This is a genomic window from Streptomonospora nanhaiensis (genome assembly GCF_026642255.1).
GTDB classification, from domain to species: Bacteria; Actinomycetota; Actinomycetes; order Streptosporangiales; family Streptosporangiaceae; genus Nocardiopsis; species Nocardiopsis tropica.
On record NZ_CP113264.1, the window covers coordinates 2,873,277 to 2,897,306 of the forward strand.

A 24,030-nucleotide genomic window follows, 5' to 3' on the forward strand; every position below is an offset into this window, starting at 1 on the left:
TTTGGCCAAGTGGCCAAAACTTGCGCGTGTAATCTTGCACCCCATGGCGACCAGGCGAGACACGGCGGCGGTGCGCGAGCACCTGCCCATCGAACAACGACGCGCCCAGCTGCTCACCGCGGCGGCGGAGGTGATGCGCGAGCAGGGGGTGGCGGCCGCCACCACCCGCGCCATCGCCGAGCGCGCCGGCGTGCCGCACGGCTCGGTCCACTACTGCTTCGGCACGAAGACGGCGCTGGTCCGCGCCCTGCTGCAGAGCGAGGTGGACCGCTCGGTCGAAAGCGCCCGGCACCGCTCCTCCCGGTCGACCGACCTGGAAGGCGTGCTGCGCAACGTCCTGGAGGCGCAGCTGGAGAGCGTGCGCACCGACCCGGGGCACCACGCGATGCTCGACGAGCTCATCGCCCTGGCCCGCCGCGACCCGTCGCTGGCCGATCTGCCGGGCTGGGAGCACGAGAGGTACGTGGGCGCCGCCGCCGAGCGGATAGCGGAGTGGTCGGCCGCCTCCGGCGTGGCGCTCGCCCGTCCCGCCCGGGAGATCGCGACCACGATCATGGTGCTGGCCACCGGTCTGGGCGACCTGTGGTCGGCCACCGGTGACCGGGCCGTGCTCGACCGGGCCCTGGACGACTGCGTGCGCGGCCTGGCGGCGCGCCTGTCCGAGCCGGCCTGACCGCGAGCCGCCCCGTGGGCGGCGACCGGCGCCCGGAGGTCGGAGGTGCATCGGCCCGGTCCCGGGGGGACACCCCCGGGACCGGGCCGATGCCGTGTGCGGGGTGCGGTCCATGGAGAGCGAAGGGGTTCCGTGCGGCCCGGAATCTTGGCCTATTGGCTAGCGAACTATTGTCTACAATTCAGGGGCCCGGATCTCTGGAGCAAGGAGCCCCCATGGAACCCGCCTCCGCCACGCCTCCCCCCGCCGCCCGTCCCGCCCCCGCCGCGGTCGACGCGCACCAGCACTTCTGGTCGGTCGGCGTCCGCCCGCGCACCCCGGGGACCGCCGTGCTCGACCGTGCGTTCACCCCCGCCGACCTGGAACGGGAGCTGGCCGGGGGAGAGGTCGGGCGCACGGTCCTGGTCCAGTGCGCGGCCGGTCCCGCGGAGAACGACCGGCTGGCGGCCTACGCCAGGGAGTTCCCCCCGGCCGGGGCCCTGGTGATCTGGCTGCCCCTGGCCGACCCCGTCGCGGCCGAGCGCGAGCTCGCGCGGGTACGCGCCCTCACCGGCCTGGTCAGGGGGTTCCGGGCGGCGGTGCCCCCGGGCGCCCGCGCCGACCCCGCCCTCCTGGCGACCATGCGCTCCGCCCAGCGGGCCGGGCTGCTCTGGGAGCTCGTGGTGACGTCGGAGTCCCACGTCGCCCTGGCGGAGCAGGTGGCCGCGGCCTGCCCCGACCTGCCGATCGTGGTGGACCACCTGGCCACCCCGCCCCTGGCCGGAGGGGATCCGAAGGCGTGGGAGGGGTGGATCGGCCGGCTGGCCGCCCTGCCCTCGGCCTCCGTGAAGGTCTCGGTCGGCGGCGACGTCCTGGTCGGCTGGGAGTGGGAGCCCGACCTGCTGGTCCCCTGGGTCGGCCGGGCCCTGGAGGCGTTCGGCGCGCACCGGTCGATGCTGGCGGGCAACTGGCCGGTCGTCCGGCTGGCCGCCGACCACGCCACGGCCTGGCGGTCCCTGCGCGCGGCCGTCGCCGCGGCGGGCCCCTCGGCGGCGGAGGCCGCGCTGGTGGCGGGGGGCGCCGCGCGCCGCCGGTACGCGATCGGGGAGGACCGCGGCTGAACGGCGCCGGGGCGCCGGGGCACGACGCCCCGCAGCCCCGGCGCGCGGCGGCTACAGCCAGCCGGGGAGGACGAGGATCCCCCAGGTCAGCAGCGGGGCCACCACGATCATGCTCATGCCCCACACCATGAGCCGGCGGAAGACGAGGTCGCGCTGGTCCGGCGTGGCGTTGGCCACGACGAGCGCCCCGCTGGTGGAGAAGGGCGAGGAGTCGACCACCGAGGAGGAGATCGCCAGGGCGGTGATCATCCCGATCGCGCCGACCTCCCCGACCAGCAGGAAGGGCACGGCCAGCGGGATCACCGCCCCGAGGATGCCGGTGGTGGAGGCGAACGCGGAGACCGCGCCGCCCACCACGCAGATCACCAGGGCCGCCAGGAGCGGGATGCCGATGGAGGCCACGCTGCCGCCGAGGAAGTCGATCGTCCCCATGCGCTCCATCAGGCCGACATAGGTGACGATCCCGCAGATCAGCAGCACGGTGGGCCATGCGACCTGGTCGACGACCCCCTTGGCGCCGCCGGGGGAGACGATGCTCAGCACCACGGCCACGCTGATCGCGGTGAGGCCCACGTCGAGGCCGAAGGCGAGCGCGCCCACGCCCAGGACGGCGATGCCGAGCAGGGTCAGGACGCGGTCCCCGGTGAGGACGATCAGCTCCTCCTCCACGGTCGCGGCGGCCCCGCCGCCGTCGGCCCTGGTCGCGGTGGCGGTCGGCCCGCCCGGCCGGCCGGGGGCGGCGGCCGGGGCCGTGCCGCCGCCGGCGGGACCGGGGAGCGCTTCGCGGGAGCCCCCGCCCTCCTCGGGGGCGGGCGGGGTCGGCGCGGACTCCTCGCCCTCCCGGCGGCCCAGCAGGGAGCGGCCGCCGAACAGGAAGAAGACGGCCACGCTGAGCAGCACGTTGAAGGCGAACGTCGCGGCGAAGAGCAGCAGCGGGGAGCCCTCCAGGCCGTTGCGCGCCACGACGCCGTTGGTGATGGTGCCGTAGATGCTCATGGGGGAGAAGCCACCCGCGCTGGCGCCGTTGATGATCAGCAGGCCCATGAGCACGGGGTTGATCCTGAAGCGCAGGGCGAAGCCCAGGCCGACCGGGGCGACGATCGCGACGGCGGCCGGGACCACCGCGCCCGCGGCGGTCAGCACCGCGGTGACGCCGAACATCACCCACGGGATGAGGGCGACGCGTCCGCCGACGCCGCGGACGGCGGCCTGGATCAGCCAGTCGACGGTGCCGTTGTTCCTGGCCAGGGCGAACAGGTAGGTGACGCCCACCAGGACGACGAACAGGTCGCCGGGGAACCCGCCGAACACGTCGTCGGTGCTCTCGCCCGCCACCGCGAGGGCGACGACGAAGGCGGCGAAGAGGGCGAGGGCTCCCATGTGGACGGAGGTGAGGGTCGCGATGAGGAAGACGAGGACGAGGACGACGATCGAGATGACTTCTGCGGGCACGTGGCCTCCTGTGAAGGCTCGGCGGCGGAGAGTCGGACGGGGCCCTGGGGGCGGGATGCGTCGTGGGTTCGCGGGCCTGGGTGTCGGTGGGGGCGACTGACGCACCGCTGCATTCCACTATTTCATATTGTGGAATATCGATTCTGTCTTGCAGAAGTATCTCTGGTGAATCCGCCGGCGTCAACCATTGTCTGAGATGTGAGTCACAGTAAAGTGGGGATCCGGCGGCGACAAGGGGGTTGTGGCGATCGGGCTGGGGCTTCTAGGATCCGGTTAGTGGAATCAATATTCCACTATGTGGATATCGCTTCGAGAGGATCACCATGGATGACGCCACCGGCCGCCACTTCCTCCAGATTCCCGGCCCCAGCAACGTTCCCGACGAGGTCCTGCGTGCGATGTCCGCGCCGACCGTCGACCACCGCGGCCCCGGCTTCAGTGCCCTGATGAGCGGGCTCCTGCGCGACCTGCCCCCGGTGTTCGGCACGACCGGGCCCGTGGTCGTCTACCCCTCCTCGGGGACCGGGGCCTGGGAGGCCGCCCTGGTCAACACCCTCTCCCCGGGCGACCGCGTGCTCTGCTCCGAGACCGGCCACTTCTCCACGCTGTGGAGCGAGATGGCCGACAGGCTCGGCCTGGACGCGGAGGTCCTCCCGGGCGACTGGCGGCGCGGCGCCGACCCCGACCGCCTCGCCGAGGTCCTGGCCGCCGACACCGGCCACAGGGTCAAGGCCGTGTGCGTGGTCCACAACGAGACCTCCACCGGCGTGGTCAGCCGAATCCCCGACGTGCGCCGCGCCATCGACGCCGCCGGCCACCCCGCGCTGCTCCTCGTCGACACCATCTCCTCCCTCGGCTCGGTGGACTACCGGCACGACGAGTGGGGCGTCGACGTCACCGTGTCCTGCTCGCAGAAGGGGCTCATGCTGCCGCCCGGACTCGCCTTCAACGCCATCGGCCCCAAGGCCCTGGAGGCGTCGCGCACCGCGCGCACGGCCAGGTCCTACTGGGACTGGGCGCCGATGCTGGAGGCCAACGCGCGCGGGTTCACCCCCTACACCCCGGCCACCAACCTCCTCTACGGCCTGCGCGAGGCGCTGCGCATCCTGAACGCCGAGGGGCTGCCCGCCGTCTTCGCCCGCCACGACCGCTACGGCCGGGCGGTCCGCGCCGCGGTCCGGGCCTGGGGGCTGGAGGTGCTCTGCGCGGACGAGCGCGAGTACTCGGGCGTCCTCACCGGGGTGCTCGTGCCCGAGGGGCACGACGCCGACCACGTCAGGAAGGTGATCCTGGACCGCTACGACATGTCCCTGGGCGCCGGGCTGGGCCGCCTGGCCGGGCGGGTCTTCCGCATCGGGCACCTGGGCCACACCAACGACCTCACCATCGCCGGCGCGCTCGCCGGGGTGCAGATGGGGCTGGGCCACGCCGGGATCACGGCCGCCGGCGACGGACTGGCGGCGGCGCTGAAGCTGCTGGACGAGCACTGAGACGGACCGGACGACCGACCCGAGGGGCCCCGGCCGGGGGCGGACGCGAGCGATGGAGGCGGCGATGACCAGCACGACGGAGAAGAGCGGCACGAGCGGAGCGGGCGGGGGAGGGGAGGCGCCCGCCGGGCTCGCCGCGGAGGCCGAGGAGCTGCTCCGCAGGGAGGGGGTGACGGACACCCGCTTCGACGACTACTCGCGCCACCTGTTCTCCCGGGACGCGAGCATGTACGCGATCACGCCGCTCGGCGTCGTCTTCCCGCGCGACGCCGACGAGGTCGCGGCGGTCGCCTCGGTCGCGGGCCGCCTCGGCGTGACGCTGACCCCCCGCGGCGCCGGCACCAGCCTGGCCGGGCAGACCGTGGGGGCGGGCCTGGTCGTCGACATGTCGCGGCACATGCGCGCCATCCTCTCCCTGGACCCCGAGGCCCGTACGGCCCGCGTCCAGCCCGGCGTGGTCCAGGACGAGCTCAACGCGGCGGCGGCCCCCCACGGCCTGATGTTCGGCCCCGACACCTCCACCAGCAACCGCGCCACCGTCGGCGGGATGATCGGCAACAACTCCGCGGGCAGCGGCTCCCTGCGCTACGGCATGACCATCGACCACGTGCGCGCCCTGGACGTGGTCCTGGCCGACGCCGCGCGCACCACGCTGCGCCCCTACTCGGAGGCCGAGCGCGCCGACCTCGCCGCCCGCCCCGGTCTGGAGGGCGACATCCACCGGGGCCTGGCCCGCATCCTGAGCGAGAACGCCGAGGCCGTCGCCACCGGGTACCCGGACTTCTGGCGGCGGGCGTGCGGCTACCGGCTGGACCGGCTCGCACAGGACCCCGCCTTCGACCTGGCCAAGTTCGTCGTCGGCTCCGAGGGCACCCTCGTGCTGGCCACCGGGGCCGAGGTCGACCTGGTCCCCAAACCCGCGCGGACCGTCATCGCCGTCGGCCACTTCACCGGCGTCCCGGCCGCGATCGCGGCCACCCAGGACGCCCTGGCGCACGACCCCGCCGCCGTGGAGCTGATGGACCGCACCATCCTCGACCTGTCCCGGCAGCGCATCGAGTACGCCTCCCTCGGCGACATCCTCCAGGGCGACCCCGAGGCCCTGCTGTTCGTCTCCTTCACCGGCGACGACGAGGCCGAGCTCGTCGACCGGCTGCACCGGCTCACCCGCACCTGGAAGGCCTCCGGGCACGGCTACCACACCCTGGAGGCGGTGACCCCGCAGCAGCAGGCCGCCCTGCTCAAGGTGCGCAAGTCCAGCCTCGGCCTGCTCATGGCGGCGGGCAGCGGCACCCGGCGCCCCCTCGCGTTCGTGGAGGACACCGCCGTCGACCCCGTCCACCTGGTGGAGTACACCACCCGCTTCAAGGAGATCCTCGACCGGCACGGCATGGAGGCCGGGTTCTACGGCCACTGCTCGGTGGGCTGCCTGCACATCCGCCCGTTCGTCGACCTGGCGGTGCCCGGGGAGGCCGAGCGGATGCGCGCGGTCGCCGAGGAGGTCAAGGACCTGGTCACCGAGTACGGAGGGGTGAACTCCAGCGAGCACGGCGACGGGCTGGCCCGCAGCGAGTTCAACCGCCAGATCTTCGGACCCGAGCTGTACGCGGCCATGCAGGAGGTCAAGCGGGTCTTCGACCCCGCCGGCCTGCTCAACCCCGGCAAGATCGTCGACGCGCCCCCGATGACCGACCACCTGCGCGACCCGGCCCTGCCCGAGGCCGCCCCGGTGCGGACGCGGCTCGCCTTCGAGGTCGTGGGCGGCATGCGCGGGGCCGCCGACCGGTGCATGAACATCGGCCTGTGCCGCAAGAGCACCACGGGGGCGATGTGCCCCTCCTACATCGCCACCCGCGACGAGGAGCACGCCACCCGCGGCCGGGCCAACGCCCTGGTCAAGGCGCTGTCCGAGCCCGACCCCACGGCGGCCCTGGGCGACGAGCGCCTCCACGAGGTCCTCGACCTGTGCCTCATGTGCAAGGCGTGCAAGAGCGAGTGCCCCCTGGGCGTGGACATGGCCAAGCTCAAGAGCGAGACCCAGTCGCACTACCACGACGCCCACGGCGTCCCGCTGCGCACGCGGATCTTCGGGGCGGTGCGCACCCTGTACCGGCTGGGATCGGCCACCGCGCCGCTGAGCGGGCTGCCCAACCGGTGGCCGGTGCTGCGGCGCCTGATGGAGAGGGCCACCGGGATCACCGCGCGGCGCCCCCTGCCGAGCTTCGAGCGGCAGAACCTGGTGCGCTGGTTCCGCCGCAGGGGAGCGCCCGCGGGGGAGGCGCCCCTGGGTGAGCTGACCTTCCTCGCGGACTCCTTCTCGACCTTCACCGAGCCGGGGATCGGCCGGGCCGCCATCGGCCTCCTCGAACGGGCGGGGTGGCGGGTCCGCCTGGAGAGCCGGGGGTGCTGCGGGCGGTCCAGCCTGTCCAAGGGGCTCGTCGACGACGCCAAGGCCAAGGTCGGCGGGCTGGTCGGGCTCCTCAGCGAGGGCGCCGCCGCCGGCACGCCGATCGTCGGCTGCGAGCCCTCCTGCGTGCTCACCCTCAAGGACGAGGCCGCGTCGATGCTGCCGGGCGACCCCCGCGTCGCCGACGTCGCCGGGCGGGTGCGCCAGGTCGAGGAGCTGCTGACCGAGGCCCTGGACGCGGGGCGGCTGACCCTGTCCGCGGACTCCTGGCCCGCGGGGCGGCGGATCCTCTTCCACGGCCACTGCCACCAGAAGGCCGAGGTGGGCACGGGCGCGACCATGGCGCTCCTGCGCCGCATCCCCGGGGCGGAGGTCGTCGAGCTCGACGCGGGGTGCTGCGGGGTGGCCGGGTCGTTCGGGTTCGAGGCCGAGCACTACGAGATGTCCATGAAGGTCGGATCGGACCGGCTCTTCCCCGCCATCGAGGCCGAGGAGGAGGACACGGTGGTCGCCGCGACCGGGGTCTCGTGCCGCCAGCAGATCGGGCACGGGACCGAGCGCCGCGCCTGGCACCCGGTGGAGCTGGTCGCGGCCGCACTGGAGCCGGGGCGGCCCGCGCGACGGTGACAGTATGGAACGGCGGGGCCCCGGCCGGGGCCCCGCACGGCGAGGACGAGGGAGGGACCATGGACCGGTCCGAGGCGGCCGGCACCGGGGCCGGGGCGCGGGGCGACCAGCGGATCGTCAAGCCGCCGAGCATGGTGGAGCTGGCGGCGCGCTCGATCCGGCGGATGATCCTGGCCGGGGAGCTGCTGCCCGGGGAGCGGGTGGTGGAGAACCGGCTCACGCAGCAGCTCAACATCAGCAGGCCGCCCCTGCGCGAGGCGCTGCGCCGACTGGAGCACGAGGGGCTGGTGCGCCAGTCCCCGCACCGGGGGGCGGTCGTCACCCCGCTCACGCTGCACGACGTCTACGAGATCATGACCCTGCGCCACCAGCTGGAGAACATGGCCATCGACCTGGGCATCCCCGTGGTCGAGCCCGGGCGGCTGGAGCGGTGCTGGGAGGCGCTGCGCCGCATGGAGGCCGCGGCCGACGCCCGGGACGAGGCCGAGCTGTCGGAGCAGAAGTTCGAGTTCCACACCGCGGTCGTCGGCCTGTCGGGGCACCAGCGCCTGGAGGAGACCTACCGGTCGCTCCAGCTCCAGATGAAGCTGTGCATGGTGCTCAACCGTCACGCCCGGGCGCACCGCAACGAGACGGCCACCGCGAACGTGCTGCGCCACCGCCGCCTGCTGCGGGTCATCGAGGAGGGCGACCCCGAAGCCGTGCGCGCCGAGATGGCCAGGCACGGCGACCAGACCTTCCTCGACGACCTGCCCGGGGACCTGGACGCCGGCAGCGAACAGGCCGTGCGCTGGCTCCGGGGCGTGCAGGCGGAGGGCGCGGGGGCGGGCACCGCGGTCTGACCCGGGGCCCCATCCGCCCCCTTGCGTGGCGGCGGTGAAGGACGCCATGTCGTCGAACTCCAGGGCGGGGCCGGGCCGATGAGGGAGGCGGGGCCGGCCCGGCCCGGAACGGCTGGGGCGGCCGGCACGGCTCGGTCCCGGCCCCGGAGGCGGCTCCGTCTATCGGTGGCGTGTTCCCACCACGGCCACGACTACCGCGGCGATGGTGAAGGGGATGGCGAAGGACAGGATCTGGGGGCCGTTCTCGATCGCCTGCGGCATGAAGAACAACAACCCCAGGTTGATCAGCGTGTGCAGGAGGCCGGAGATCAGGAGGTTGCCGGTCCGGTCGCGTCGCAGCAGGACCGCGAGGACGACCGAGGAGGAGATGGTCATCAGGAAGAAGCCGGCGATGGCGAGCGGCTCCTGGGCGAAGATGTGGATGTGCCAGGCTCCCCAGAGGATGCCGACGACCACGGCCGCGGGGAGCACTCCGAAGCGTCCCTGCAGTTCGGGCTGGAGGTAGCAGCGCCACCCGGCCTCTTCCGCGCCGGCCCCGATGAACTGGGCGACCAGGATCAGCAGGAACGGATAGCCGAACCCCGCGGGGTCGGCGGCCGACACCTCGCCGTCGAAGAGCAGTGCGTACGCCGCGAGGGCCACGACGAGGACCACTGCGTACAGGCCCACCGCGAAGAGGGCGCGTCCCAGGGCGCCCCGGCCGAGGCTGAGCGAGAGGTGGATCGCCGTGCGCTTCTCCGGGCGGCGCAGCCGCAGCAGCAGGACCGAGAGCAGGCCCAGCGCGGGGCCGAACTGCACGATCTGGATGACCACCGATGGGACGCCCAGTGCTTCCTGGAACACGTTCAGAAGTACGGACGCGAGTGTTGTGACCACCAGGAAGAGAATGATGTTGGGCCACATGCCCGGGGTTTTCATTCGAGGACCTGTGGTGAAGCTTTCGGTGGAGGGTGGCATCGGTGTTCCTCGTGTGGGATTTCTCCGGTGGACGTGAGGTCGGAAACCGCCGGACCTCTCGCATATCAGGGCATCTGATGTCGTCCCACCGGTCGGGGTTCCCCTTGCCAGGGGGTAAAAATGTGGTTAGCGCCACTGGGAGGGGCATGGGTTTCCTGTCCTCGCGTCGGCGAACGGCGAGAAATTCACTTCCGATCCCGCCTCGAGAACGGGTTTCGCCGAGCCCGCCGGACCGGTCCTGGGGATCGACGTATCGTGCTGTCTGCCCCGGAAGAACCCGAACGCCACTACCCGGATCCCATGCGCGCAACTGGTTGCTCCGGACGCTGCGGCGCCTGGGCCGCCCTCGATCTCTTCGCTGCCCACCGGCGCCGCGCCTTCGACGTGCTGTCCGCGCCGGACGCGGCCGGTGCCGCGGGGGGCGGGCCGGGGAGGGCTGGGGCGGGGAGCCCACCGGTCCGCTCCCCGCCGCGGATTGCGCCACAATCGCCGCATGACGACCGACGACCGCTTCATGCCGATCCACGACCCGGAGCTCCTGGCCAGGGGCGAGCGCGTCCTGGGGCCCGAGTTCAGGGCGATGAGCGAGAGGGTGCTGCGGGCCACGGAGCTGACCTCCCGCCTCAACGTCCTCCCCTTCGACGACGAGGCCGGAAGGGCCGCGCTGCTCGAGCAGATCCTGGGCCGGCCCCTGCGCGCGGGGGTGACGGTCTACCCGCCCTTCTACACCGACCACGGCCTGCGCCTGGACCTGGCGGAGCGCGTCTTCGTCAACCAGGGCTGCACGTTCCTCGACTACGCCGGCATCCGGCTGGGCCGGGGGGTGATGGTGGGCCCGAAGGCCACGTTCATCACCGTGGGCCACCCGGTGGACCCCGGTGAGCGGCGCCGGTTCCTCAGCGGCGCGCCCATCGACGTGGCCGAGAACGTGTGGATCGGCGCCGGGGCCACGATCCTGCCCGGCGTCAGCATCGGACGCGACGCCGTCGTCGCGGCAGGGACGACCGTGGCCGACGACGTGCCGGCGGCGAGCCTGGTGGCCGGGCCCAAGGGCACCGTGCGCCGGCGCTGGTAGATCCGCCGCTCCGCGCCTCCGCGCACGCGGCGTCGAGACGGCGGCGATCGCCGTTGCCAGCCGGCGCGCCCCCGCCCGCGCGGCGCGCCCGGCCCGCAACCCCCTGGCCCACGCGGGCTCGGCCGGGTACCGTCGCACGGGTGTCCGGCCGTGCGGGCCCGTACGGCCGTGCGGGCAGTCCCCGAGCGGAGAGCAGGTTCCGACCATGGCATGCCGTATCACCGGCCTCGTGCTCAAGTCCCGCGACCCCGAGGCGCTGGCGCGGTTCTGGTGCGAGGTCCTGGACTTCGTCGTGCACGCCCAGGCGGACGAGGGCGTCGGGATCGGCCCGCGCGAGGGGGCCGACGGCCCGCAGGCCGAGCTGGTCTTCCTCCGCAGCGACGAGCCGAAGAACGGGAGGCTCCCGCTCCACATCGACGTCAACGCCACCGACCGCGACCAGGACGCCGAGCTCGAACGCCTCCTGGCCGCGGGCGCCGAGCGCGTCGACATCGGCCAGACCGGGGAGGAGCCCCGGTACGTGCTCGCCGATCCCGAGGGCAACGAGTTCTGCCTGCTCAGGCCCCAAGTCGACCCGGTCTGACGGTTCCCCTCGGCGACTGAGCCACCTGGAGTCGGATGATGCGCCCTTCGGCTACCCGAAGCTCTTCCACAGCTGACAGAACTGGCCCTCGGCCCATCAGCGGGCTGATACCCGTCGAGTTCGAGTGGGGACGACTGAGCACCGTGGTCAGAGATTTCGCAAACACAGTTCTACCGAACTCGGTAGATATCAGAGCCTCCGTCTCACCCGGCACGAGAAGACACTGTTGCTGTCGGCAGTGACTGGGCAACGGCTTGCTCGGGGGCGAAGCAGGGCTGAACCTGTCTCGGGATAGCGGAGTGCGCAGTCGTACCCCTCGGAGCCGGACGTTCGAGTCGGGCGAATGGTCGGACCCGGTGTCCGGCACGCACATGAGGACTCAGCGCAGGTGATGCTGTGTTCCTGGGTGCGGGAGAACGCCCGCGTTGCCAGGACCTCCCGGTCTCCGCGTAGGCGTGAAGCTGGTCCATGGCACCTCCTGTGGCGCTCTGTGTGCCAGGCATATGCTGTGCGGACCGTTGGGTCAACCCCTCTCGCGCGTGCCCGGGAAGGGCTCTGGTGTGTCCGGATGTGGCCTCCTCGTATGGGCCTTCCATGGCCTGGGACGGCTCAACCTTTGAGTGCGAATGGCTATAGTGTCGCTTACTTCCCGTAGTTGTGGCATTGCTGTTGTGTGTCGCACAGCACCCCTTTAGTGGCCATCCCCGACCCGAGAGAGACTTTCGACATGTCGAGTGAGACCGGTGGAAATCCGATCGAGGGCTACGAGGGCGCTCAGTTGGCTGAAGCCCTGGCGGAGTCGATGGCGGGACTGGCTGACATGTTCGACCTGATCATGGAGGACGCGGAGACTGTCGCCCAGCGGGATGAGGTCTCCTCGGCTCTGCGGGCGTACAAGGATGAATACGGCCCGACCATCGTCGAGGTACAGGAGCACGGCCTGCAGCTCGCCGAGAACATTCAGGCGGGCGCCACCGAGATCTCGCGCAACGATCAGGAGTCCGCCGGAGACTACAAGACACCCTGGGATCTCGGCGTGGACCTCCAAGTCAACTTCTGACCCCCAGCCCTGCTCAGACTTCCCCTGTCCACCACTGTTCCCCGACGGCAGAGCACACCTTGGCAAACTTCGACATCTCCTTCCTGGCTCGAACTACGTCTGCGAGCGCTACGGCTATCCGGGCCCGTGCCGAAGACCTGGATACTCTCCAGGCCCGGCTCCTGGGCAGAGCTGACGACCTCGACGCCGACTTCAACGACACGGCCACCCAGTTCACTGATCTCCTGGCCTGGAAGATTCGGGACCAGTCCGCCGAAGAACTGCAGCTCTGGCGGAACGCCGGAACCTCGATCGTCTACGCGTCCTCCATGATCGAGATGTGGGCGCAGCACGTGGAGAGTTTCAAGGAGGAGCGCTCCGCGCAGATGACCGAGTGGTGGGAATTCCTCAGGTCGAAGCGGGGCGAGATCCCTGACAAATACCAGGGGCAGACCATCACCGCGGCATATCCTGAGAGGGAGGGGATTGGTCTGCTCGGTGACGCCAACAAGTGTCGTTCCATCTACGAGGAGGTCGCGTCGAAGGCGGAGGATCTGGAGGGGCGCGAACGCACGAATTACCAAAAGTTCGAGGACCACGCCGACGAGATCGCCGAAAAACTGCGCCAGGGGCCCACGAAGGAGAACGTCCAAGCGCTCATCGACGCCGGGGTCAACTCTTGGGCCTTTTACAACATCGACCCGAACCACTACACCATGCTGGTCGATGGCCGCGAATTGACTGAAGAGAACGCCGAGGAGTGGGCCGAGGAACTGGGGACCTACTGGTCCGGTGACAAGCCGTTGGATGACCGCTATCACGAGCTCATGCTCATGATGGGCATGATCACCGCCAACGCGACACAGGCGCAACAGGGCGGCACAGGATACCGCGAAGAGGAGATGGACTTCCTCCGTGCCTTCTACGAGAGGTTGGAAGAGGAGAACCCCAACGGCAACGGTGTGCTCGGTCTCCCCGCGGAGATGGAGGGGGATCATCTGACGGCCGAGGAGCGCGAGCACGCACTGGGAGTGCTCGGAGATGGAATCCTCGCTCTGTCCGACAACCGCCTCGGCGGAGGTTACTACGACCTGCCGGCGAGCGTGCGCGAAGCCGCTGAGGGCCCAGCTCTTCAGTCCCCGAACTCCACGGATCTCTACATGATCCACGAGTGGGCGGATGACGCGGGTGCGCTGGCCGACCTTCTTCGTCACACGAACCCCGACCTGGAGGGAGGCTATGGATTCTCGAGTACTCTGACGATCTCCATGGGTCTCTACGCAGGCGGATCAGAAGGAAACTTCGACGTCTGGCTGAGTCAGGAGGACGCGGGAACCCTCCTCGACAATTCCACACGAAACAACGACGCGAATCACGCCATCCTCACTGGCGACTTCGTCCATCCGAACTTCAAGGATGAGAACGGGGATTTCATACCGAACCCCCCGCATGAAACCGCAGAGGAGATGCTCGATCATGCCTTGACTTCCCTGTTTACCTTTGATTGGGATGACGGCGGCGAGTCGGTGCGCGGTCTGACCGACTGGATCGCAGAGGACGCAGCCGCTCCTGAGGATCGTATACCCCCGGACGAGAGTTCCGAGGTTCGTTCGGAGCTCACGCCCGAGGAGCAGAGATCCGCCGAAGCTCTCGCAGCACTGGTGGAAAGGATGGAAGACGAGGAGTTCAGAGAATCCATGTTCTCCACGGGTCACGAGGTCACAGGAGACGACGACGTCACATGGCGCAACGTCGCCGCCGGTCACCTCAATCCTGAAGTCGCTGATTCCTGGTCCGATATCTTCGTCTCCTACATGGACGTTTTCGCCAACACGGAGGGCCTCGGTGAAACGAACGACGAAACTGATTACGGAACGCGCTGGGACGACGAACAGAACCGCTTGTACCTGAGTCCGGACGGGCGCCGACACTTCGTAGAGCTCATCATGGGTGATGCTGAAGCTGCACAGAGCACCTACAGCGAGGTTGTTCTCCATGGGGCGGAGACCATGGGAGGCTTCTCCCTGGGCGATGGAAACAGAGACCATAGTGGGGCCAACTCCTATGGTTCTCTGCTCGGTTTGGTCGACGTTGCGTTGGAGAACGAGAGTGCGCGGCGGGCGATAGATAATACTGAAGCAGTCAACCATGCGAACAAAATACGCAATGGGGTAGTAGACACCATCGGTGGTTTGGCTGGTGACAGGAATGCCTCCGGTATCGTTGTCGAAGTGGCGAAGTTCCTGGCCAAGGAAGCTCTTGAGATATCAGACAATCCGCCTTCGGGAAACACGATCGAGACCGCGGGTGACTGGATGCCTGCGGAGGACATGCAACAGCTCGCCATCAGCGCACTGGCGGCCAACGATCCCGAAGTCATGGACGCCTTGGCGGGTCTCCACCCCGGTGTGGTCATGGGCGATGGCGAGGACCGCTACATTCCCCTCGATCCCTATGAGTGGGAAATCAACGAGGAGAGCCTCGACTCCGTACGGGCCAACTTGTACGACTATGTCGACGAGCGGCCATGGGTGGATGGTGAAGGCAGTACGAAGAGCGCGGTCGACAACTTCTTGGGGACTCTGGGTATGGCCTGGGGGAAGTGGTGAGGAGTAGATTCGGTATGGGTGCGACGGGACGATCCCACCTGCTGTCGGCGACCTGCGTCGCATTGCTGCTGCCCTTGGCTGGTTGTGGCCTGTCCTCCGGTGATACTCAGTCCATCAACGATGATCCCCGGGGTCTCGCCTACCCGGAGCGTGTTGAACGAGTTGGTTGGGAATGGGAGATACCAGAAGGAACTCGCCTCGTCGATACAGTTCCAGTTCCCGTGGGTATCGTGGTTCTCCTGGACGACGGCTTCGTCGCTCTGGCGGGAGACACCGGTGAGGAGTTGTGGCAGTACCGGGTGGGAGACAATGCCCGCGCGGCGTATGCCTCACATGCAGGTGACTATCTGGCTGTCGAGACAGAGGGCTCCGAGACCGGCCCTAGCTTGGTCGAATTGGATCCATCCACGGGAGAAGTCCTCCAGGAAATCGCGATCGAGGAGAGCTCCAGTGGTGACAGCGGAATCGATGCAGGAGCCTTCAGCCGGAACGTGGCCCACGGCGTGAGGATCGCCCGAGACCCCTTCGACGATCCCGCCCTGCGAGCGGTTGCGCTCGACACCGGGGAGAACCTGTGGGTCCAGCAAGAGCCGCCCGAGTGCACGACCATCGAGGCTACGAATAGTGACACCACCGTGGGTATGGTCATGGGCGACATCGTTCTGGAGGGTTACTCCTGCGCAGGGGGCGATGACGGAGCCGGCCTGCTCGGCCGCGACCTGACCTCGGGTGAGGAGCTGTGGCGGTTCGAAGAGGGCTTCGGAAGCTCCGATCCCGAATTGAACGCCCCCGAACGCCGTTACGATCCCCTCACTGATCAATACCTGGCGGTCAGGACTCAGAGCGGTGCTACTCGCGTGTTCGACGTTGCAACCGGGGAGGTCTTCGGAGAGTGGGACGGCGCGGTCATCGGAGTCCTTGAGGACGAGTCGGTCGTGATCCAATTCGGAGAGGACTCCGAGTATCAGAGGACAGACCGGTCGGGGACGGTCCTGGAAGCGCTCTCCATGCCTCACGGAACAAGCCGGACAGAGTATCCGGTGGCACTGGAAGGCGGTGTCGTCGGCCATGGCTCCGACACTCGTGATTCGGAAGCTCGGGTGTGGTTCCACGCGTGGGGAAACGATGCTGAGCCTACGAACATCGACGTCAGCGATGCTGGACTGGAAGACGACGAGGCAGTTTTGTCCGCCACCGCCGCCCCCGGCGCAGTGGTCCTCAGTTACTCGGAGGACGGTACAGAAGGACGCGAGGTCCTTCTGGGACTGATCTGATTCAGGAGCGGAACCGAGTTTCGAGCGAGCCACCGGACCGTCAGGCGTGAGTGGTTCAGAAGGCCATGAAGCTTACCGGCATGGGGGACCCACGCGGACAGCGGGAGGTCCGCTGACCGCGATGTGAAACCAGTGGTATCTGCAGCGGAGCAGCCCCCTTTGGGAGCGGCGCGGTTGTGCTGGCCCAGGGAACGCTTGTCGGGGATGCCACCGAATATCTTGACGTCCGCGTGCGCCAGTTCGTTCGGTCGGGTGCATTGCTGCGGGGACGTGGGTGGCCACTGCCCGCGCTTCCTGGACCTCATGTTCGGGTTGCAGACCGACGTCCTGGCCTTCTGCGCCATCCACACCGTCCTGCCCCGCGCCTGGACGTCGAGGAACGGGAACCCGGACCAGAGCATGAGGCTCCGCACGGACGCCGAGCTCGAACGCCTCCTGGCCGCGGGCGCCGAGCGCGTCGACATCGGCCAGACCGGGGAGGAGCCCCGGTACGTGCTCGCCGATCCCGAGGGCAACGAGTTCTGCCTGCTCAGGCCCCAAGTCGACCCGGTCTGACCGTCTCGGCCGACGACGGGCCGGAGTCCGGTCCGCACGGGCGGAGGAGGCGCTCCGACCCGATGTGGGCACCGGGGACGTCCTGGTGTTCGTGGCGCTCGTGGTCACCGGCATGGGCGCCAGCCGCACGGAGAGTGGCGGACTCAGGCCGCCCCGTCGGCCTCACCCCCGGACGGCGGAGACGGCCTCGTCCCAGAGCTGTTCGAGGGGGACGGCGCCGTCGAGGCGGAGCCAGGTCTCACTGGCCACGTCGAGGCAGGCCAGGGCCGTGGCCACGATCGCGGCGGAGCGGTGCTCGGCCGCCGTCCCGTCCGGGTCGTCCGCGCCGCGCAGGCGCCGGGCGAGCTCGGGGACGAGGAGTTCCTTCCAGGCGAGCTGCTTCTCCATGTGGCGGGCGCGCAGGGAGGGGGTCCGGTGCAGCATCTGCCCTATCCGGAGCTCGCGGTCGGTGTCGACCGGCTGCACGGTGCGCAGGCTCAGCAGGGAGGCCCGGACCGCCTCCCAGGGCTCCTCCTCGGGCGGGCGCTCCACGAGCGCGTCACGGACCCGGCGGCCCCGGTCGACGAGGTCGCCGAGGACCACGTCCTCCTTGGTCCCGAAGTAGCGGAAGAAGGAGCGGCGGGAGATCCCCGCGGCCTCCGCGATCTGGTCGATGGTCGTCTCCTCGAAACCGCGTTCGAGGAAGAGGCGCATCCCGGCCTCGGCGATCTCCCGGTGTACCGCTCGGCGGGTGCGTTCCCTCAGGCCCGGTACCGGTTCTTCACTGCGCACCCCCGCACTCTACACAGTGCGTCATCGAGCGACAAAGTTGACACTTGGTGTCACAACTGTCGTAAGGTGTCGGCATGAGCATCGACCACGCTTCGCAGACCACACTCATCACCGGGGCCAGTTCCGGCATCGGCGCCGCCCTGGCCCGCAGGCTCGCCGAACGCGGGACGGGCCTGGTCCTCGTCGCCCGGCGCGCCGAGAGGCTGGAGGCGCTGGCGGCCGAACTCCGCGACGCCCACGGCGTCGGGGTGGAGACCGTCTCCGCCGACCTCGGCCGTCCCGGGGCGGGAAGGGACCTGGCCGCCGAGATCGACCGCCGCGGCCTGGAGGTGACCAGCCTCGTCAACAACGCCGGGGTCGGCATGGACGGTGCGTTCCGGGAGCAGGACCCCGACGAGCTCGGCGCGATGGTCGCCCTCAACGTGGGCGCCGTCGTCGACCTCAGCCGGGCCTTCGTGGGCCGGCTGGCGGAGAGGGGCGACGGCTACCTGGTCAACGTCGCCAGCATGGCCGCCTACCAGCCGATCCCGGGGATGGCCGCCTATGCGGCGACCAAGTCGTTCGTGCTGTCCTTCACCGAGGCGCTGTGGTGGGAGACCCGGGACAGCGGGCTGCGCACCATGGCGTTCTCGCCGGGGCTGACCCGTACGGAGTTCTTCGACGCGATCGGCGCCGAGGGGTACCCGGGCGGTTTCCAGACCCCCGACGAGGTCGCCCTGGCGCTGCTCCGGGCGCTCGACCGCCGCAGGTCGGTCCCGAGCGCGCTCTCGCGCGCCGGCAACGTGCTCGCCACGTCCCTGGCACGGTTCTTCGGCCGCCGGTCCGCCGTCCTGGTCACGGCCCGCGCGGCCCGCTCGGCGCAGCTGATGCGCAAGAGCCGCGCCACCCCTGCCCAGCGGTCCCGGGGGCGAACCAAGTAAGCCGGAAAGGGGCAACGGCCCCCACCACCCCGTGATGCAGGCCCGTGTTGGGTTGTGGTCGGGTGAAAGCCCCACTCTCCTGACCGGCCCCTGGCTACCGTGTCCGCGACCCCCTGCCCCCGTTCTGGAGGGGGCCGTCGGTGGCCTCGATCGAGCGCACGGCCTCCCCGCAGTTCAAGAAGAGGTGTCGGCCTTTCACGGCGACAACCACGAGGCGTTGGTGCACCGGTTCTTCAAGAAGGACCGGGCGGTGATGTTCGACCTGGCCGCCAAGCTGGAGCTGAAGGCGACCTCGTCCGACGACTCGGTGCTGGTCGCCCTGGAGCACGGACCTGGCCGCCTGGGACTGGGCCGGGCCCGTACACGGAAAGGAACCCGACGATGTCCCAGTACTCCACCGACGAGGCGCTCAGCTCGGGCAGACCGGCCAAGCGCCGGCGCTTCAGTGACGAGATGCTCTTCACTTCGGAGTGCGTGAGCTGCGAGGCGGACCTGCGCACCACCGACCCCCAGGAGCAGGTGGTGATCGGCCGCAACGGTGGCCAGCTCGCCGCCCGCCGGGGCGAGTGCGCCCGGCGGGCGTGCGGACACCCGGGCGGGCTCCCGGGCAGGGGTCCGGTGCCGCCGTTGGAGCGCCGCATCGCAAAGTGGGAGGACTTCGACCAGTGACCCGCACCTGGGGGTACTCCGCCCGCACCCGGCGCCGAGGACCACCCCGCCCAGGTCGTCGCCCAGGACGCCCGAACCGGTGTGCGCCGCTGCCCGGCCGGGTGCATCGCCATCGAAGACGCCTCGCGCCCGGCAGGAGCGCGACGACGTCAAGTACACGGCCTCGGCGCGAGAATGCGCCCCCCGGGCTTGGGGGCGCTCGCGGCGACAGCGCCACCACAGGAGCAGCGAACGAATGGCCTGTCAGTCCGCCATGCTGTCCGCGGCTTGCCGGGGAGACGCGGCCAGCAGGCCGCGGGGTGTCGCTTCACCGGCGAGATAACTGTCGAGGGTCTTCCGGCGTTGTGCCAGGCGCAGCTCCTGCCGGGCGAGTTCGTCACGAACCTCGCGGACACGAGTGAGAAGTGCTGAGCAGTCCGCTTCCGTGCGCGTGTGTCCGGCAAGCGGAAGGCTGTCGCGGATGACCTGCGAGGACAGGCCCGCGCTGAACAGGTCCTGGATGAAGGCGACTCGCTCCACCGCGTCCGGCTCGTACTCCCGGTAGCCGTTGGCTGTACGGCGGCTTCGCAGCAGGCCCTGTTGCTCGTAGTAGCGCAGGGAGCGACTGCTCGCGCCCGTGGCCGCGCTGAGTTCTCCGATTCGCACCGCGCTTCTCCGAACATCTCCGATGTTGACCTTGACACTGATGTCATAGTTTACCGTTCCGGGCATGACCACCGCACCGCAGATGAAAGGCCGAACCGCAGTCGTGACCGGCGCCACGTCCGGTATCGGAGCCGAGATCGCCGACCAGTTGGCCGGACACGGCGCCCATCTCGTCCTGGTGGCCCGCTCCGCCGAACTCCTGGAGACGACGGCGACCCGCCTACGCGTTCAGTACGGCGTCGATGTCCTCACCGCGCCCCTCGACCTCGCCGACCGCGAATCACCCCGGCTGCTCGCGCACCAGCTCGCTGAGGCAGGGATCGAGGTGGAGATGCTGGTCAACAACGCCGCCGCCAGCCAACTGGGTGCCCTTGCCGACACCGACCCGATGCGGTTGCGCGCGATGCTGGAACTCAACGTCGGGACACTGGCGGAACTGACCGCCCGGCTGCTCCCCGGCATGGTGCGACGCGGCCGCGGGTCGGTGCTCAACATCTCCAGCACGGGCGCCTACCAGCCGACGCCGTACATGGCCGCCTACTCCGCGTCCAAGTCCTTCGTGCTCTCATTCACCCAGGCCCTATGGGCCGAGGTCGCCGGCACTGGCGTGCGGGTTGTGGCCGTCGCCCCCGGACCCACCGACACTCCGATGAACGCAGCGGCGTCGCCACTGCGCAAACGTCAGCCCGCAGACGTGGCCCGCACCGCTCTGGCCGCACTGAGCCGGCGGCGGCCCGCCATTGTGGACGGCGGTGGAAACGCTCTGCAGACCTTCATCTCCAGCAGGCTGTTACCGGCCGGAATCGCCGCCCGTATCGGGAAGCGAATCATCGAATCCACGATTCTCCATCGCTGACCCGTGACCACTACCCACCTCCTTCGTGAAAGAGGAACAGCATGCCCGAACCGATCATGACGACAGCCCACGAGTCGGGCGGCCTGCGCGGGCGCCGCGTTCTTGTCACCGGTGGCAGCAAAGGAATCGGGCGCGCCGTCGCCTCCCGGCTCGCAGCCGCCGGCGCGACGGTCGTCGCGACGGCCAGAAAAGATCCCGGGAACCTGCCGACCGCAGTGCATTTCATCTCAGCCGACCTCAGCACAGCAGACGGCTGCGCCGAGCTGGTCACCGCCGCGACCGACCTGCTCGGCGATATCGACGTACTGATCAACAACGTCGGTGCCGGTACCCCACCACCCGACGGACTGCTATCGGCATCGGACGACATCTGGGAACGGACACTCCAGCTGAACCTGCTGCCTTCGGTCCGCCTGGACCGCGCGGTGCTCCCCGACATGATCGCAGGAGGCAGCGGCGTGATCATCCACGTCACCTCGGTGGGCGCCCACCTCCCGATCGGCCCCGACGCCCCCTACCAGGCAGCGAAGGCGGCGCTGTCGACCTACAGCAAAGCACTGGCCAACGAATTCGCCGGGCGCGGTGTCCGGGTCAACAGGATTTCCCCCGGCCTGATCGCCAATGACGCAATTTCCGCGATGCTCGCACAATCCGCCCACGGCGCCCCCGACGACCCCACTGCGCAGATGCTCGAAAAATGGGTCGGCGGCATTCCCCTGGGACGTCCCGGGCAACCCGCCGAGGTCGCCGACCTGGTCACTTTCCTGGTTTCCGACCAGGCCGCCTGGATCACCGGCTCGGACTTCCGTATCGACGGCGGCTCATTCCAAGCCGTGTGACCGGCGCGTCGAACGCTGACCTGGAATACACCACGAGGAACCGCAGTCCGGCGAGTTCGGCCTCGGAGAACACCTGAGCAGCCAACGGGAGCCTCCGCTCGCGTCAGGGGCGGCCATCGGCGACTACTCAACCAGGCGTGGCTGCGGCCGCATCGCGGAGCTACCTGTCTTATCCGATCCGAGGCCGCGCCGGCGCTGTTCCCGGCCCGGGGCGGTCGGCGGATCTCGGCGCGGACCATCGACCACGTCATCCGCACCACCGGACGCCGGGCGGGGCCGGAGATCTCTCCGCACACCCTGCGCCACACCTTCGCCACCGACCTCGTCCGCGGTGGACACGACCTGGTGGTCGTCGCCGAGCTGCTCGGCCACTCCCGGGTGGAGACCGTGCGGGTCTGCACCCTGCCCACCGAGGACGGCGCCCAGGCCGCGGCGGACGCCGCCACCGTCGACTACTGAACGGCGGCCACGCACCGGCGGGATCAGTCGAAACCGCTTTGCGCGGTGTCGGACTCCGGGTCACGAGCCGCGGCGGACTGGATCCGCGCGGCCGCGTCCTTGTCCGTCTCCGTGTTCTTACCCATGATCCCCACCTGCCCGCTGACCAGGCCATTGCCCCTTTCGGGCTTACTTGGTTCGCCTCCCGTCCTGATGCCCCGGGCCACGGGCGCGTCCGCGACGGCGGGGCGGTCGGTGGTCCGATCGGCGCTCCATCCGCCGGAACGGGCACGCGCGCCCGCCCCGGTGGATGGAGCGCTCGCGGTGCGCCGTGGGTCCGGCGACCGGTCGGACCGCACTCCCGGGTCCTCGGGCGGGCCGGGGTGAGGCCCGGTGCGGCCGGTGGCGTGCGCGTTTGGCATGGTAAACGCTTTCCGATCCTGAGGGCAAGAGGTGGGGAAAGGATGCCGCGAGGGGTCCGATCCGACATGCCGCGGTGTGCGGGGCTCGGTTCTCGCCCTCCGTCCTCCCGGGGCGGCTGTTTCCCGTGGTTCTGCTGGTGGTGGCGGGATCGGTGGGGATTCGGGGTGTGGTGCGCGGGTGTCGTGTTCGGAAAGGGAGCGTTGACACCCCACGTGACGCGGTGCTAAAAAATGAACACTTGAGAACATGGATAGCGCTTACCAGCACGGTTGCGGCGATCCCGCTCCGTTCGTGACGCCCCGGCCCGGCGCCCCCGCCAGGTGCGACACCGGCCGGAGCCCCGACCGGTCCGCCGGCCCGACACCACCCTCCCGACCGGACAGCAGTACCCCCTCCCGGGACGCAGCAGCCCCCGGAACGCAGCAGCCGAAGGGAAACACCACCATGCGCGTACCCCCCGGCCGAGGACGGTCCCGCGCGGGCCGCCGCGGCACCGCCCTCACCGCCACCGCCGCCGCGGCCGCGATCGTCATGGCCGCCTCCGCGTGCGGAGGCTCCGGAGGCGACGGCGACACCGTCGAGCTCCGCTTCTCCTGGTGGGGCTCCGACGAGCGCCAGGCCACCATGCTCCAGGTCATCGAGAACTTCGAGGCCGAGAACCCCGGCATCCGCATCGCGGGGGAGAGCACCGACTGGAGCTCCTACTGGGACCGGCTGGCCACCAACACCGCCGCCAACGACGCCCCCGACATCGCCATGCAGGAGGAGCGCTACCTGCGCGAGTACGCCGACCGCGGCGCGCTCATGAACCTCGACGAGGCCGCCGGCCTGGACCTGTCCGGCCTGGACCCGCTCATCGCCGAGAGCGGCGACCTGGACGGCCAGACCTTCGGCGCGGCCACCGGCGTCAACGCCTACGCCATCCACGCCGACCCCGAGGCCTTCGAGGCCGCGGGCGTGGAGATGCCCGACGACGAGACCTGGACGTGGGACGACTACGTCGAGATCTCCGCGCAGATCACCGAGGGCAGCGACGGCGAGTACGTCGGCACCCAGAGCATGAGCTACAACGAGACCGGGTTCCAGGTCTTCGCGCGCCAGCACGGCGAGAACCTCTACGCCGAGGACGGCTCGCTGGGATTCTCCCAGGAGACCCTGACGGCGTGGTTCGAGATCACCCAGGAGCTCCAGGACAACGGCGGCCAGCCGAGCGCCGCCGAGGGCGTGGAGATCCAGGGCGGCGGGGTCGACCAGTCGGTCGTGTCCACCAACCAGGGCGCGATGGCGCACTTCTGGAGCAACCAGCTCGGCGGGGTGGCCGAGTCCTCCGGCCGCGACATCCAGCTGCTCCGCTACCCGGGGGAGACCGAGTTCGAGCGGACCGGCGGGTTCTTCAAGCCGGCCATGTTCTACACCGTCTCCGCGGGGTCCGAGCACCCCGAGGAGGCGGCGCTCTTCGTCGACTACATGCTCAACGACCCGGCGGTGGCCGAGCTGACCCTCGCCGACCTGGGGCTCCCGGCCAACGTGGAGGTGCGTGAGGCGATCGTCGACGACCTGCCCGGCGCCGACGCGCAGATGGCCGAGTTCATGAGCGGCATCGAGGACACGATCGTGGACGGCAACCCGCCGCCGCCGATCGGCGCGGGCCAGGTCGTGGAGATCACCGGGCGGGTCACCGACAGCCTCGCCTTCGGCGACATCACCCCGGCCGAGGCGGCCGAGCAGTTCATGGCCGAGGTCGAGGCGGCCACCGGCGGCGCCTGACACCGGCCGGGCACGGGCC

Annotated in this window: 20 protein-coding genes and 2 pseudogenes; 18 read left to right on the forward strand and 4 right to left on the reverse strand. The window is 70.1% G+C overall.

Annotation, left to right across the window (positions count from 1 at the left end):
* Nucleotides 1-43 precede the first annotated feature (43 nt).
* Nucleotides 44-673: a TetR/AcrR family transcriptional regulator gene (locus tag OUQ99_RS12345; RefSeq protein ID WP_267949580.1), complete on the forward strand. Its 630-nt coding sequence runs from the start codon at nt 44-46 to the stop codon at nt 671-673.
* Nucleotides 674-888: 215 nt separating this feature from the next.
* Nucleotides 889-1,773: an amidohydrolase family protein gene (locus OUQ99_RS12350; protein ID WP_267949581.1), complete on the forward strand. Its 885-nt coding sequence runs from the start codon at nt 889-891 to the stop codon at nt 1,771-1,773.
* A 51-nt stretch (nt 1,774-1,824) separates the two neighbouring features.
* Here the strand turns inward: OUQ99_RS12350 and OUQ99_RS12355 are convergent, their stop codons facing one another.
* Entirely contained in the window at nt 1,825-3,225 is a 1,401-nt protein-coding gene (locus OUQ99_RS12355) for an SLC13 family permease (protein ID WP_267949582.1), read from the reverse strand.
* 323 nt (nt 3,226-3,548) lie between these two features.
* On the opposite strand from OUQ99_RS12355, the gene OUQ99_RS12360 reads away from it, so the two are divergent.
* From OUQ99_RS12360 to OUQ99_RS12370, 3 genes are all read left to right on the forward strand, one after another.
* Nucleotides 3,549-4,715: a pyridoxal-phosphate-dependent aminotransferase family protein gene (locus OUQ99_RS12360; protein WP_267949583.1), complete on the forward strand. Its 1,167-nt coding sequence runs from the start codon at nt 3,549-3,551 to the stop codon at nt 4,713-4,715.
* A 64-nt stretch (nt 4,716-4,779) separates the two neighbouring features.
* Nucleotides 4,780-7,749 (forward strand): FAD-binding and (Fe-S)-binding domain-containing protein, encoded by a 2,970-nt coding sequence (locus OUQ99_RS12365; protein WP_267949584.1) that lies wholly within the window; start codon nt 4,780-4,782, stop codon nt 7,747-7,749.
* A 59-nt stretch (nt 7,750-7,808) separates the two neighbouring features.
* Entirely contained in the window at nt 7,809-8,591 is a 783-nt protein-coding gene (locus OUQ99_RS12370) for a GntR family transcriptional regulator (protein ID WP_267949585.1), read from the forward strand.
* A gap of 159 nt (nt 8,592-8,750) precedes the next feature.
* Here the strand turns inward: OUQ99_RS12370 and OUQ99_RS12375 are convergent, their stop codons facing one another.
* Nucleotides 8,751-9,467 (reverse strand): CPBP family intramembrane glutamic endopeptidase, encoded by a 717-nt coding sequence (locus OUQ99_RS12375; protein WP_267949586.1) that lies wholly within the window; start codon nt 9,465-9,467, stop codon nt 8,751-8,753.
* 574 nt (nt 9,468-10,041) lie between these two features.
* On the opposite strand from OUQ99_RS12375, the gene OUQ99_RS12380 reads away from it, so the two are divergent.
* The 6 genes and pseudogenes from OUQ99_RS12380 to OUQ99_RS12405 all read left to right on the forward strand — a co-directional run.
* Nucleotides 10,042-10,623: a sugar O-acetyltransferase gene (locus OUQ99_RS12380; protein WP_267949587.1), complete on the forward strand. Its 582-nt coding sequence runs from the start codon at nt 10,042-10,044 to the stop codon at nt 10,621-10,623.
* Between the two features lie 205 nt (nt 10,624-10,828).
* Nucleotides 10,829-11,206, forward strand: coding sequence for a VOC family protein (locus tag OUQ99_RS12385; RefSeq protein WP_267949588.1), 378 nt, complete (start codon nt 10,829-10,831; stop codon nt 11,204-11,206).
* 727 nt (nt 11,207-11,933) lie between these two features.
* Nucleotides 11,934-12,266: a hypothetical protein gene (locus OUQ99_RS12390; RefSeq protein WP_267949589.1), complete on the forward strand. Its 333-nt coding sequence runs from the start codon at nt 11,934-11,936 to the stop codon at nt 12,264-12,266.
* Between the two features lie 59 nt (nt 12,267-12,325).
* Complete coding sequence (locus tag OUQ99_RS12395; RefSeq protein WP_267949590.1) at nt 12,326-14,854, forward strand: hypothetical protein; 2,529 nt, start codon at nt 12,326-12,328, stop codon at nt 14,852-14,854.
* A gap of 221 nt (nt 14,855-15,075) precedes the next feature.
* Complete coding sequence (locus tag OUQ99_RS12400) at nt 15,076-16,128, forward strand: PQQ-binding-like beta-propeller repeat protein (RefSeq protein WP_267949591.1); 1,053 nt, start codon at nt 15,076-15,078, stop codon at nt 16,126-16,128.
* Between the two features lie 414 nt (nt 16,129-16,542).
* A pseudogene (locus OUQ99_RS12405) lies at nt 16,543-16,683 on the forward strand (VOC family protein); the annotation flags it as partial.
* Nucleotides 16,684-16,845: 162 nt separating this feature from the next.
* On the opposite strand, the gene OUQ99_RS12410 reads toward OUQ99_RS12405, so the two are convergent.
* The gene (locus tag OUQ99_RS12410; protein WP_267949592.1) at nt 16,846-17,454 is read right to left on the reverse strand and encodes a TetR family transcriptional regulator; all 609 of its coding nucleotides are present in this window, start codon (nt 17,452-17,454) and stop codon (nt 16,846-16,848) included.
* 74 nt (nt 17,455-17,528) lie between these two features.
* On the opposite strand from OUQ99_RS12410, the gene OUQ99_RS12415 reads away from it, so the two are divergent.
* The 3 genes and pseudogenes from OUQ99_RS12415 to OUQ99_RS12420 all read left to right on the forward strand — a co-directional run bounded on the left by OUQ99_RS12415 (nt 17,529) and on the right by OUQ99_RS12420 (nt 19,043).
* Nucleotides 17,529-18,374, forward strand: a complete 846-nt coding sequence (locus OUQ99_RS12415) for an SDR family NAD(P)-dependent oxidoreductase (protein WP_267949593.1) — start codon at nt 17,529-17,531, stop codon at nt 18,372-18,374.
* Nucleotides 18,375-18,552: 178 nt separating this feature from the next.
* Nucleotides 18,553-18,777, forward strand: a pseudogene (locus OUQ99_RS31675) (hypothetical protein); the annotation flags it as partial.
* Nucleotides 18,756-19,043 carry a hypothetical protein gene (locus OUQ99_RS12420; RefSeq protein ID WP_267949594.1) on the forward strand — a complete coding sequence of 96 codons (288 nt, stop codon included), beginning with the start codon at nt 18,756-18,758 and terminating at the stop codon, nt 19,041-19,043. The pseudogene OUQ99_RS31675 and the gene OUQ99_RS12420, both read left to right, overlap by 22 nt.
* A 243-nt stretch (nt 19,044-19,286) precedes the next feature.
* Here the strand turns inward: OUQ99_RS12420 and OUQ99_RS12425 are convergent, their stop codons facing one another.
* Nucleotides 19,287-19,754: a MerR family transcriptional regulator gene (locus tag OUQ99_RS12425; RefSeq protein ID WP_267949595.1), complete on the reverse strand. Its 468-nt coding sequence runs from the start codon at nt 19,752-19,754 to the stop codon at nt 19,287-19,289.
* Between OUQ99_RS12425 and OUQ99_RS12430 the strand changes: the two genes are divergently transcribed.
* The 4 genes from OUQ99_RS12430 to OUQ99_RS12445 all read left to right on the forward strand — a co-directional run bounded on the left by OUQ99_RS12430 (nt 19,753) and on the right by OUQ99_RS12445 (nt 24,011).
* Nucleotides 19,753-20,544, forward strand: coding sequence for an SDR family NAD(P)-dependent oxidoreductase (locus OUQ99_RS12430; RefSeq protein ID WP_267949596.1), 792 nt, complete (start codon nt 19,753-19,755; stop codon nt 20,542-20,544). The two genes, OUQ99_RS12425 and OUQ99_RS12430, sit on opposite strands and share 2 nt — an antisense overlap.
* A gap of 41 nt (nt 20,545-20,585) precedes the next feature.
* Nucleotides 20,586-21,383, forward strand: coding sequence for an SDR family oxidoreductase (locus tag OUQ99_RS12435; protein ID WP_267949597.1), 798 nt, complete (start codon nt 20,586-20,588; stop codon nt 21,381-21,383).
* A 195-nt stretch (nt 21,384-21,578) separates the two neighbouring features.
* The gene (locus tag OUQ99_RS12440; protein ID WP_431061525.1) at nt 21,579-21,842 is read left to right on the forward strand and encodes a tyrosine-type recombinase/integrase; all 264 of its coding nucleotides are present in this window, start codon (nt 21,579-21,581) and stop codon (nt 21,840-21,842) included.
* Nucleotides 21,843-22,688: 846 nt separating this feature from the next.
* A complete protein-coding gene (locus tag OUQ99_RS12445) occupies nt 22,689-24,011 on the forward strand; it encodes an ABC transporter substrate-binding protein (RefSeq protein WP_267949598.1) in 1,323 nt (440 codons plus the stop codon).
* Nucleotides 24,012-24,030: the final 19 nt, after the last annotated feature.

Bases quoted from the DNA above. Each gene is read 5' to 3' on its own strand.
- OUQ99_RS12365 (WP_267949584.1), top strand. From the start codon at position 4,780: ATGACCAGCACGACGGAGAAGAGCGGCACGAGCGGAGCGGGCGGGGGA.
- OUQ99_RS12445 (WP_267949598.1), top strand. From the start codon at position 22,689: ATGCGCGTACCCCCCGGCCGAGGACGGTCCCGCGCGGGCCGCCGCGGC.
- OUQ99_RS12350 (WP_267949581.1), top strand. From the start codon at position 889: ATGGAACCCGCCTCCGCCACGCCTCCCCCCGCCGCCCGTCCCGCCCCC.
- OUQ99_RS12390 (WP_267949589.1), top strand. From the start codon at position 11,934: ATGTCGAGTGAGACCGGTGGAAATCCGATCGAGGGCTACGAGGGCGCT.
- OUQ99_RS12370 (WP_267949585.1), top strand. From the start codon at position 7,809: ATGGACCGGTCCGAGGCGGCCGGCACCGGGGCCGGGGCGCGGGGCGAC.
- OUQ99_RS12425 (WP_267949595.1), bottom strand. From the start codon at position 19,754: ATGCCCGGAACGGTAAACTATGACATCAGTGTCAAGGTCAACATCGGA.
- OUQ99_RS12385 (WP_267949588.1), top strand. From the start codon at position 10,829: ATGGCATGCCGTATCACCGGCCTCGTGCTCAAGTCCCGCGACCCCGAG.
- OUQ99_RS12360 (WP_267949583.1), top strand. From the start codon at position 3,549: ATGGATGACGCCACCGGCCGCCACTTCCTCCAGATTCCCGGCCCCAGC.
- OUQ99_RS12430 (WP_267949596.1), top strand. From the start codon at position 19,753: ATGACCACCGCACCGCAGATGAAAGGCCGAACCGCAGTCGTGACCGGC.
- OUQ99_RS12415 (WP_267949593.1), top strand. From the start codon at position 17,529: ATGAGCATCGACCACGCTTCGCAGACCACACTCATCACCGGGGCCAGT.
- OUQ99_RS12435 (WP_267949597.1), top strand. From the start codon at position 20,586: ATGCCCGAACCGATCATGACGACAGCCCACGAGTCGGGCGGCCTGCGC.
- OUQ99_RS12345 (WP_267949580.1), top strand. From the start codon at position 44: ATGGCGACCAGGCGAGACACGGCGGCGGTGCGCGAGCACCTGCCCATC.
- OUQ99_RS12420 (WP_267949594.1), top strand. From the start codon at position 18,756: ATGTCCCAGTACTCCACCGACGAGGCGCTCAGCTCGGGCAGACCGGCC.
- OUQ99_RS12380 (WP_267949587.1), top strand. From the start codon at position 10,042: ATGACGACCGACGACCGCTTCATGCCGATCCACGACCCGGAGCTCCTG.